Source organism: Cobetia sp. BMC6, assembly GCF_029991385.1.
Lineage (GTDB): Bacteria > Pseudomonadota > Gammaproteobacteria > Pseudomonadales > Halomonadaceae > Cobetia.
Map to the genome: position 1 here is coordinate 1 of NZ_JAKUMF010000034.1, position 523 is coordinate 523.

Genomic DNA, 523 nt, shown 5'->3' on the forward strand with positions numbered 1-523 from the left:
TTGCCGCTCAACAGCTTGTCGGTTCTGCACCTTAGCCGCAATGCATGCGAGTGCAAATTTCAAACTGGGACTAAAGTTGATTTTGAGATTTGTATCAGCCGAAAGGAGTGACGATCGTCCCCCGCACTGCGTCACGCAACTGTCGGCGGATCGGATAGACGTTGGAAGGCAAATGCTGCGTCATGAGCAATCCGATGATCTTCTCGCGCGGATCGATGAAGAAGAAGGTCGAGAACACCCCGCCCCAGAAATATTCTCCGGTGGTGAGATCAGTGGCGAAGCCAAGCCCGAAACCTATCCCCGCATAGTCCGCCTCGCTGAACATGGAAGAAGAGTGGTGAGCGAGATCGCCTGCGCCCGGAAGATGATTGGCGTGCATGGCAGCGACCGTCTCAGCCTTTAGCAAGCGGACTCCGTCCAACTCACCACCGCGCAAAAGCATGCGTGCAAACCGGTGATAATCATGCGCGGTCGAGATCAGACCTCCGCCGCCGGATCGGAACCTCAGATTTCGCCGCCATCC

Annotated in this window: 1 protein-coding gene; it reads right to left on the reverse strand. The window is 56.2% G+C overall.

Features of this window, described 5'->3' with window-relative positions:
- Window positions 1–94: 94 nt before the first annotated feature.
- Window positions 95–523, reverse strand: a 429-nt coding sequence (locus MKZ40_RS16860; protein WP_282627978.1) for a serine hydrolase, incomplete at its 5' end; no start/stop codon positions are given.